The 10,062-nt window shown below is 31.7% G+C and carries 9 protein-coding genes; 4 read left to right on the top strand and 5 right to left on the bottom strand.

The features are described from left to right. The 4 genes from Q0370_RS01760 to trpA form a co-directional block, all read left to right on the top strand. On the top strand, positions 1 to 688 hold a 688-nt coding region (locus Q0370_RS01760), incomplete at its 5' end, for an indole-3-glycerol-phosphate synthase (protein WP_299571286.1). Positions 689 to 804: 116 nt separating this feature from the next. Further along, positions 805 to 1,515: a phosphoribosylanthranilate isomerase gene (locus tag Q0370_RS01755; protein ID WP_299571283.1), complete on the top strand. Its 711-nt coding sequence runs from the start codon at positions 805 to 807 to the stop codon at positions 1,513 to 1,515. Positions 1,516 to 1,552: 37 nt separating this feature from the next. Further along, complete coding sequence (gene trpB, locus Q0370_RS01750) at positions 1,553 to 2,800, top strand: tryptophan synthase subunit beta (RefSeq protein WP_299571280.1); 1,248 nt, start codon at positions 1,553 to 1,555, stop codon at positions 2,798 to 2,800. Then, positions 2,793 to 3,566: a tryptophan synthase subunit alpha gene (gene trpA / locus Q0370_RS01745; RefSeq protein WP_299571277.1), complete on the top strand. Its 774-nt coding sequence runs from the start codon at positions 2,793 to 2,795 to the stop codon at positions 3,564 to 3,566. The genes trpB and trpA overlap by 8 nt, the downstream gene beginning before the upstream one ends. Before the next feature lie 207 nt (positions 3,567 to 3,773). Here the strand turns inward: trpA and nspC are convergent, their stop codons facing one another. The 5 genes from nspC to Q0370_RS01720 form a co-directional block, all read right to left on the bottom strand. Beyond that, positions 3,774 to 4,961: a carboxynorspermidine decarboxylase gene (nspC, locus tag Q0370_RS01740; RefSeq protein WP_299571274.1), complete on the bottom strand. Its 1,188-nt coding sequence runs from the start codon at positions 4,959 to 4,961 to the stop codon at positions 3,774 to 3,776. Between the two features lie 166 nt (positions 4,962 to 5,127). Further along, positions 5,128 to 6,339, bottom strand: coding sequence for an ABC transporter permease (locus Q0370_RS01735; protein ID WP_299571272.1), 1,212 nt, complete (start codon positions 6,337 to 6,339; stop codon positions 5,128 to 5,130). A 5-nt stretch (positions 6,340 to 6,344) separates the two neighbouring features. Then, the gene (locus Q0370_RS01730) at positions 6,345 to 7,037 is read right to left on the bottom strand and encodes an ABC transporter ATP-binding protein (RefSeq protein WP_021743878.1); all 693 of its coding nucleotides are present in this window, start codon (positions 7,035 to 7,037) and stop codon (positions 6,345 to 6,347) included. A 27-nt stretch (positions 7,038 to 7,064) separates the two neighbouring features. Further along, complete coding sequence (locus tag Q0370_RS01725) at positions 7,065 to 8,420, bottom strand: efflux RND transporter periplasmic adaptor subunit (protein ID WP_299571269.1); 1,356 nt, start codon at positions 8,418 to 8,420, stop codon at positions 7,065 to 7,067. A gap of 50 nt (positions 8,421 to 8,470) precedes the next feature. Further along, positions 8,471 to 9,748, bottom strand: coding sequence for a TolC family protein (locus Q0370_RS01720; protein ID WP_299571266.1), 1,278 nt, complete (start codon positions 9,746 to 9,748; stop codon positions 8,471 to 8,473). Positions 9,749 to 10,062 lie beyond the last annotated feature (314 nt).

The following is a 10,062-nucleotide window of genomic DNA, read 5'->3' as shown; positions in this document are numbered from 1 at the left end:
ACAGATTGAAGACGAATTAAAGTTTTTTAAGCAACCATCTTTAAAAAAGGCACTTAATCAAAAGGGGATTCAGATTATTGGGGAAATTAAGAGAGCTTCTCCATCGAAGGGAAAAATTGCAAAAGATGATTTTGATTTATTAAAACAGGCACAAAGTTATGTAGATAAAGGAGTTTCAGCTTTTTCGATATTGACAGAAAAGGAATATTTTAAAGGGGAGAATGATTTTATAAAAATTGTAAGAGAAAAATTTCCAGAAATGCCAATTTTGAGAAAAGATTTTATTTATACTCCGTTTCAAGTGGCTCATGCTAAATTTTTAGGAGCTTCAGCGATTTTACTGATTGTGAGAATGCTGGATGATAAGATGCTTTTGGATCTTCATAAGCTGGCACAGGATTTGGAAATGGATGTTCTGGTGGAAACTCATAATGAAGAGGAAATAAGAAGAGCTTTGAAGATTCCAAATTTGGAGATTTTGGGGATAAATAACCGAAATTTGAATACTTTTGAAGTTGATATTAAAACTACGGAAAAACTGATAAATGAAATTCCAAACGATGTTTTGAAGAATTTGACTATTGTAAGTGAAAGTGGATTTTTGTCAAAAGAAGATGTGAAGTATGCAGAAAAATTGAACGTGGATGGACTGCTAATCGGAGAGGCACTTATGAAAGGGCTTCTTTAGAATTTAATAAAATAAATATTCTGAAACAAGGGGTCAAAGATCCTTGGGGAAATAAAAAACTTAGGTTGTTAAACTGATCTTAGAAAAATAACTTTAAATTTATGGAAGGAAAAAAATTGGAGAAAAAAGAAAATAATGTAGCAACTGATAATCTTGCAAAAAATACTACCAAATTAAAAGTTTGTGGAATTAGGAGCATTACTGAAATTAATGAATTGAAAACTTTGGATATTGACTATTTTGGATGTATTTTTGCAGAAAGCCAAAGGCAAGTAGATAGTGAACTTGCGGCTAAAATTACACGGATTGCACATAGACATGGGAAAAAGACTGTTGGAGTGTTTGTAAATGCAATGATTGAGAATGTTGTAAAAATTGTGGAAGAAACAGATATTGATGTCGTTCAGCTACATGGAGATGAGTCAGTGGAATATTGTATGGAACTTACTCAAAAATTAGAAAAATTGTACGAAAAAAATTGTTTTAGAAAACGTAAAAATTTTCCTGCTAAAACGAAGCTTTGGAAAGTTTTTGGCGTGACTGATGAACTTCCGAATATTACTGACTACAAGCCGTATATTGAATATCCCCTATTTGATGCAAAAGGAGTAAATCGTGGGGGAAACGGAATTGTCTTTGATTGGGATATTTTAAAAGAATTGGAAAAATATTCGTTTGTGTTAGCTGGAGGGCTGTCGATTGAGAATATTCAAAAAGCGCTTGACTACAATCCTGCCATTTTGGATATAAACAGCAAAGTTGAAGTTAATAATAGAAAAAGTAAGGAATTAGTTGAAAATGTTGTAAATTTGGTAAAAAAGAAATAATAATAATTTAAAAAGATTGATATGAAAGGAAAAAAATATGGAAAATAAACATTTTAATGAAAAAGCATATTTTGGGCAATTTGGCGGACAATTTGTACCTGAAACTGCAATGTTTGCTCTATCGGAACTGGAAACCGAATATGAAAAACTAAAGAATGACAAGGAATTTTTTGAAGAATTTGATAATTTGCTAAAAAATTATGTTGGGCGTGAGACTCCGCTCTATTATGCCAAAAATTTGAGCGAACATTATAACCACGATATTTACTTGAAAAGAGAAGACTTGAACCATACTGGTGCTCATAAAATTAATAATGCGCTTGGACAGGTTTTGCTTGCTAAAAAAATGGGAAAGAAGAAAGTTATTGCTGAAACTGGGGCTGGACAGCATGGAGTTGCTACTGCTACTGCAGCCGCTCTATTAGGTTTAGAATGTGATGTTTACATGGGGGCTGTTGACATTGAACGGCAAAAATTAAATGTTTTTAGAATGGAACTTTTGGGTGCAAGAGTTATTTCGATTGAAGACGGGCTTAAAACTTTGAAGGAAGCGACAACTGCGGCTATTCAGTCTTGGGTTGCAGAAATAGAAACTGTGTTTTATGTAATCGGTTCTGTTGTAGGGCCTCATCCATATCCGACTATTGTGCGTGATTTTCAGTCAATTATCGGTTACGAAGCAAAAACGCAGCTGGAGGAACTTGGAAAGCATGCTGATCATGTGATTGCCTGTGTTGGTGGAGGAAGTAATGCTATTGGTATTTTTAGTGCATTTTTGGAAGACAACTCAACAAAACTTTACGGAGTCGAAGCTGGAGGATATGGAATTGACACAGATATGCACGCTGCCACATTGACACTTGGAAAACCTGGAATTATCCACGGAATGAAAACTTATGTTCTTCAAAATAAATACGGACAAATAAGTCCAGTTCACTCAATTTCCGCTGGACTTGACTATCCAGGAGTAGGTCCCGAACATTCACATCTATTTGATACAAAAAGAGCAACTTACGCACCAATTACCGATGATGAGGCAATGAAGGCTCTAATGCTTGTTACAAGAAAAGAAGGGATTATTCCAGCAATTGAGAGTTCCCATGCGTTAGCCTATCTTGAAAAATTATGTCCTGCACTTTCTAAAGACAAAAGAGAAACTATCGTCGTAAACGTTTCTGGACGTGGAGATAAAGATATGCACACTGTTTTTTCTGTATTAAAAGACAAGGAAACTGGCCGAAAAAATGGAATTTATGAGTTAAATGGAGGTTTAGAAAATGAGTGAAAAAAAATTAGATAAGAAAATTATTGATATTTTTAGAGAAAAAGAAAAAGTAAACATTGGTTATATTGTCGCAGGCTATCCAAGTGTTGATTTTACAAAACAATTTTTACAAAATTTGGACAATACAGCTCTTGATATGCTTGAAATCGGAATTCCCTACTCCGACCCTCTAGCCGATGGAAAATTGATTTCACACTCTTCATTTCTTGCTTCAGAAGCTGGAGTTACTACCGACACTGTATTTGATTTACTAACAGAAATAAAAAACGATATTTCAAAACCTTTAATTTTCTTAATTTATTACAATTTAATATTTGCTTATGGAATTGATGAATTTATCAAAAAATGCTGTGAAGCTAATATTAAAGGTATAATCATTCCAGACTTGCCTTACGAGGAAGCCTTTGAAATGTCGGAAAAACTAAGAAAAAACAATATCGCTCTTATCCCTCTTGTAAGCGTTACTTCTGGAAACAGAATGAAAAAAATCATCTCTCAAGGTGACGGCTTTATTTACGCAATTGGTTCTCTTGGAGTTACAGGTTCAAAACAAGTTGATTTGCCACGTTTAGAATCTTTTATTAATGAAATAAGAGAAGTTTCAGACTTGCCAGTTTCATTAGGTTTTGGAATAAAAAATAACGATAACGTGAATACGATGAGAAAATATGCGGATGGAGTGATTGTGGGAACGAGTATTGTTGAGTTTACCCAGAAAAATGATGTGAATTATGTGATTCAAAAAATTAATGAACTTTTTAAATAGATATTCATACTAAATCTCATTTAAAAATAGGAATAATTTTTTAGATATTTTGATTAATACATTTTTATTTTCGTAGGATTGCTCATTATTTAAATGGGGTTTAGTATTAGTAAAGATAGTTAGAAATGATTGTCTTTTTTGTAATATTTACTAAATTAAAAAAATACCCCTAAATAATATCAAATATCTAGGGATAATTTTTTTTAATTATGACAATCTATTTCTAAAGTCCTCGTATTCAAATTTTCTAATAACCTCAACTCCACCTTTTTCTGTATAAACTGCAATCACAGGCAAATTTATCCCATTGAAAGTATTCGTCTTCACCATGCTATAATGTGCCATATCAGTAAAAATCAGCTTATCTCCTACTTTTACAGGATCATCAAAAGAGTAATCTCCAATTACATCTCCAGCAAGGCAAGTAGGCCCTCCCAATCTATAAGTGTATTTCTTCTCATTTGGCATTCCTGAGCCGAAAATAAATGGACGGTATGGCATTTCGATTACATCAGGCATGTGACACGAAGCTGAAGTATCCATTAACAATATATCCATTTCATTTTTTGTAATATCTAAAACTTCCGAAACTAAAAATCCTGTATTCAAGGCAACCGCTTCTCCTGGTTCTAAATACACTTCCACATCATATTTTTCTTTTATATAATTTATGCATTTTACAAGTTTTTCAATATCATAATCTTCTCTTGTAATATGATGTCCCCCACCAAAATTAAGCCATTTCATATTATGCAAATATTTTCCAAATTTTTCTTCAAAAATTTTTAATACATTTTCAAGGGCATCCGAATTTTGTTCACAAAGTGCGTGAAAATGAAATCCATCCAATCCTTCAAGTTTATCTTCCTTGAAATTTTCAAGTGTTACTCCAAATCTCGAAAATCTTCCCGCTGGATTGTAAATCTCAGTTTCAACTTCTGAAAATTCTGGATTTAACCGAAGTCCACAGCTAATTTTCTTACCATTTTTTTCTTCAAATTCCTTTACTCTATTCTTAAATTTTTTCCATTGATTAAAAGAGTTAAAAACAATATGATTTGTTATCTCCATTATTTCATCAAACTCATCTTCCCTGTAAGACGGATTAAAAATATGAGTTTCCAATTTTTTGTTAGGATTTTTTAACTCCATTTCCTCATACCCAAGTCTTGCTTCAAATAGTGAGCTTGCAGTAGTTCCATTTAAGTATTCACTAATTAACGGATAGAAATAGAACATCGAAAATCCTTTTTGTGCAAGCAATATTTTACATCCTGTTCTATCAATTACACTTTTTAATGTTTCAAGATTTCTTTTTAGCAGCCTTTCATCAACTATAAAGGCTGGTGTTGGCAAATTTGTTATATCCATATCCAAATATTTGTTTTTTGACATTTTTTATCATCTCCTTTTATACTTTACATCTCTTATCAATATTATAATTCAAATGTATCTAAAATTTATTCCTTATTATATCACACTTTTCTTAAAATCTAAAAAAAAGATTATCCTAAATTTAATTTTTTAAGATAATCAATTTTTTTTTATCAAATTGTTAATTCTAATCTGTTCGCAGTGCTTCCATTGGCTCCAATGCCGCGGCTTTTTTCGCTGGATAAACACCAAAAACTAATCCTATCATTGTAGAAACAAATATACACACAAACACTATAACTGGACTTAAAATTGGCGAAGTTTGTATAAACATTCCAACCAAAAGTGCTAGCGAATACCCAATTACAACTCCAATTATACCTCCAAAAAATGTTAAAATAACAGCTTCAATCAAGAATTGTATAAGAATGTGTATTGTTTTGGCTCCAATCGCCTTTCTAAGTCCAACCTCCCTTATTCTCTCGGTAACACTTACAAGCATTATATTCATAACTCCGATTCCACCTACAAATAACGAAATTGCAGCAACTCCACTTATGAAAAGTGAAAGCATGTTTAGAATGTTATTAAATTCATCCAAGCCTTGACTTGTTGAATTTACATTGTAAATATTAGGTTCACTTCCCCTTGTTTTCAATAAATTTTTTACCACTTCCATTACTCTGTTCATTTCGTTGGCATCTCTTGCCTTTGCCTGTAATGCCATAAATTTCTCTTGTTCATTTCCTTCCAGATAATTCAAGTAATTATTGGGAAAAAGTGCTAAAGCAGCCATTCCATCTCCACCACCTAAACTAGCAAACGGATTTTTAAATACTCCAACAATTGTTACAGTTTGACTATTTTTTTTAAAGTTTAAAATCATTTTTTTCCCTATAGGATTCTGTCCAGGATATAATTGATCCGCCGTTGTACTGTCAATCATTATATATTTTCCATCTTTTCTGTATTCGTTTGGCAAAAATTTTCTTCCCTTTATTACCGTATAGTTTGACATTTTAAAATAATCTTCTGTCACTCCTGTGCCTGAAAGCATCATATCCGAGCCATTGCTCATTGATATTCTGGCAAATGTGCTTGAAGTTGGAGTAACCGCTTCAATACCTTCTATACTCTTTATTTTTTCAATATCTTTTTTTGTAAGTAAATCATGCGATTTATAAGTCTGTCCTGGAGAAGTGTCAATTGATATTTGAAAATTTGATACTCCAAGCTTATTCAAATCTCCCGTAATATTTTCCTTAACTCCTGCTCCTAATGAAGACATCATTATAACCGAAGATATTCCGATTATTATTCCAAGCATTGTCAAAAAGGAACGTACCTTATAGCTAAATAAATTTGATACTGACAATTTTAGTAATTCCATAAAATCCATTTACACTACACTCCTCTCCGATGCTGAACAATTTCATCCTTTTCTATTACACCGTCTTTTAATCTGATAATTCTTTTACAATGCTCTGCCACATCTTCCTCATGCGTAACCATTACTATCGTTGTCCCGTTATCGTTCAGTTTTTTAAAAATTTCTAAAACCTCTTCTCCAGATTTTGAATCTAGATTTCCTGTTGGCTCATCTGCAAGAAGTATTTTAGGATTGTTTATTATCGCTCTTGCTATTGCCACTCTCTGTCTTTGTCCCCCTGACATCTCATTCGGCTTATGATGAATTCTTTCACCAAGTCCCACACTTTCCAATGCTTCAGTTGCCCTTTTTAGCCTTTCAGCTTTCTTTACTCCTGCATACAAAGCTGGAAGAGCCACATTTTCAACTGCCGTCATCTTTGGAAGTAAGTTAAACGTTTGGAATACAAACCCTATTTTTTTGTTTCTTACTTCAGCAAGTGCATCTCCTTTTATAGTTGAAACATCTTGATTATCCAATATATAAGTTCCAGAGGTAAGGCTGTCAAGACAGCCTAAAATATTCATAAGAGTAGATTTTCCACTTCCTGAAGGCCCCATAAAGGCCACATATTCCCCTTCACTTACAGAAAGATTAAGCCCTTTCAAAACTTTTAATTCCATGCTTCCATTTTTATATATTTTTACTATATCGCTCACTTTTATCATAAAAATTTACCTCTAAAATTTATTTTTCTATCTTGGCGGTGGCCCATCAGTCCCTCCAGCATTTCCTGCCGGTTTTTCTTCCTTAAACATTACACCATTAGGAGCTACTTTCTGTTTTGACGGATCGGCAATTTTTATTTTTTGTCCATCTTTCAATCTCTCATCCGCAACAGTGATTACTCTTTCTCCCACTGATACACCAGATTCCACAGCATAAAATGTATCATCATTCATTCCAACTTTAATTTCTCTTTTTGAAACTTTCTTGTCCTTTCCTACAACAAAAGCATAATATTTACCATTTTCATTTATAACTGAACTATATGGAAGTCTTGGTACATTTTTACTTTCTTTGTAAAAAATAGTCGCTGTTATCGTAGCACCAGGCTTCAATCCCTTAGTTTCATTTATCTGAATTTTTACAGTAGTGTTACTTTCATCAAGAGACGAACTCTTTTCAGCCACTCCAGAAATTTGTGAAACAGAGCCTTCAATTTTTTCTCCATCTGGCAATGAATCCGAAGTAATTTCAACTCTCTGCCCAACTTGAATATTTTTTACATCATTGTCTGAAAGATTTACCTCTACCCTCATGTTTGTTGAATCCGATACTTTAAATAAAGTCGTTTCAGTATTTACACGATAATTTTCATCTGCAGTCATTTCTGTAATAACACCATCAACTGGACTTGTTATTTCATCTTTTATAAGTGCCAGATCTTCTTGTAATGTTGCCAATTCTAATTTTGCTGTCTTTAATGATGTTCTTGCATCTTCAATGCTCGCCTTCTGCTCACTGTCAACTGTATCCAAATCTAGTCTTGAATTTCTTAGAGCCTTTCTTGCATCATCTACATTAACCCTTGTTTCCCCACCAACTTTATATAGCTCTTCTGCGTTATGTAAATCTCTTGATTTTTGTTGAATTTCTAAACTTTTCGACTCTTTTTTTCTTCTAAGTGAACCTTGAGCATCAGCTATATTTCTTTCATATTTTTGAATTTCCAAAGTTTTCATTTGTATTTTTCTCAAAGTTTCATTTTTATCAACTGGATAAAATGTTAGCACTACATCACCTTTTTTCACATTATCTCCTTTTTTAAAGAATACTTTGTTTACTCTTTGACTTGAAGTTGTAAATACTGAAACCGCATTATCTGACACAACTTGTCCATTCTTTGAAACTGATAACGAAATATCTCCCCTATCAACAGTTGTCACTTCATATTCAGGCTCAGCTTCTTTTTTTCCACATGAAACTGTAGCAAATAATATTACAGCAAATATTGTCATAAATTTATAAAAATAATTTTTATTTTTTGACTCTTTCCTCTTTGATTCAATAGTTTTAGTTATTTCAGAAAATTCTGTATTTATTTCCACAAAATCACCGCTTTCCTAATTTTCGTTTTTATTTTTCATATTAATAATCTCTATTTATAATATTTTATTTTTTTAGTAAATGCTGCAAGTTCATTTTTGGCTGTTTCGTAATCTATTACAGCTTTCTTATAGTTATTCCGTTTTTCCACATAGTTGGAATACGTGTCAACTCCCAGCTCGTACTTCTTAGCATAAATTTCATATTCTTTTTTCTTAATATTCATTGTATTTTGTGCTGTTAATTCATTTGTCTGATAGGTTGTGTAAGTTATCATCTGCTGTCCTGCATTTGACACCAGTTCATTTTTTTTCTGTTCATATTGTAATCTCAATTTATCTGCTTCATTTTTCAAATCTTCAACAGTATCATTATATCTTTTGAAAGTTTTTGACACAGATAATCCGACAACAACAGAATGATCCTTTAAGGAATATCCAATATCTCCTGATAATTTAGGATACTTGTAATCAATATTTTCCTTTCTTAGCTGTTCACTGTTAAGCTGCGAATTCAATTCTATTGTTTCAGCTTCTGAGAGTCTAAGAGCATAAAAATCATCCTTTTTCAGTTCAATTTTTTTCAGGTCATCAAGCTTCTCTTTTTCAGGTAAAGTTACATTGTAAACTGTAAATCGTTCTCCTAAAATTTGCAGTTCCCGACCAAGATTTTCATATTTCAGCTGAGAATTTTCATATTCTGTTTTTGCTAGTTCATAATCATACTGTGATGCTGTCCCCAGCTCATATTTTTTAGCCTGAATAGCATAATCTTTTTTAGTATCTTCTAAGGTAAGCGCTTCCTGTTCAATTTCCTTCTGTTTATTCTTATAATTTTTATATAAATCAATCAAATCACGTATTTCAGAATTTTTAGTAGTTTCATCGTTAATTTTCTGTATATTTCGTGAAATTTGATTAGTTTTTTTATTATAATTTACATCACTATATCCAAAATAATCGTTTAATGTTTTAGAAATACCAATTTTATTTTCTGTAAGCTCACTACTTCTAAAATTATATTCATTTCTGTAATAAAGCATTCCATACTTTACATTATTTTGCATAGTTAGACCATTTGCTGCTCCGTGTAATGTATAATTATTATCTGAAGTTACACTGACTTCATTCCATTCCCCATTTTTCAAAGATTTCTCTTTTATATCAAACTTTCTCATATTTTTTTCATTAATTTTTGTCGTATATGAATTTTTTTCATACTGAGAAATCAAATCATCCACATTAACTGCAAAACTTATCGCACTAAACGTAAGTAATGCTGATAAAATCTGTATCTTACTATTTTTAAAATTCAAAAATATCCCAACCATGTAATCTCCTTTCTTCTAGAATAAACAGCTTATTTTCTTATCAAAATTTATTATAACACTTATTTCATAGAATATCATTTTTTTTTGACAAAATTATGTCATTTTCAAATTTTTTTATTCTTTTTATTCTTAAAATCTAACACATTTATAAAATTTCATTTGTTAACAAAAAATTGTAATTAATACTAAACTCCGTTTAAATAGCGAATTTACTATAGACTTTTTCCAAGAGGAATAGCAACCTATTTTTCTAAATAATTATAGTAAAACTAGTTTAAAACAGAACTCAAAAATTATGACTATTTTACTCAAAC

This window comes from uncultured Leptotrichia sp., assembly GCF_938036635.1.
Lineage (GTDB): Bacteria > Fusobacteriota > Fusobacteriia > Fusobacteriales > Leptotrichiaceae > Leptotrichia > Leptotrichia hongkongensis.
This window is presented reverse-complemented; position numbering and strand designations above follow the sequence as displayed.

Coding starts and splice junctions, on each gene's coding strand:
- trpB (WP_299571280.1), top strand. CDS start 1,553: ATGGAAAATAAACATTTTAATGAAAAAGCATATTTTGGGCAATTTGGC.
- trpA (WP_299571277.1), top strand. CDS start 2,793: ATGAGTGAAAAAAAATTAGATAAGAAAATTATTGATATTTTTAGAGAA.
- nspC (WP_299571274.1), bottom strand. CDS start 4,961: ATGTCAAAAAACAAATATTTGGATATGGATATAACAAATTTGCCAACA.
- Q0370_RS01735 (WP_299571272.1), bottom strand. CDS start 6,339: ATGGATTTTATGGAATTACTAAAATTGTCAGTATCAAATTTATTTAGC.
- Q0370_RS01730 (WP_021743878.1), bottom strand. CDS start 7,037: ATGATAAAAGTGAGCGATATAGTAAAAATATATAAAAATGGAAGCATG.
- Q0370_RS01720 (WP_299571266.1), bottom strand. CDS start 9,748: ATGGTTGGGATATTTTTGAATTTTAAAAATAGTAAGATACAGATTTTA.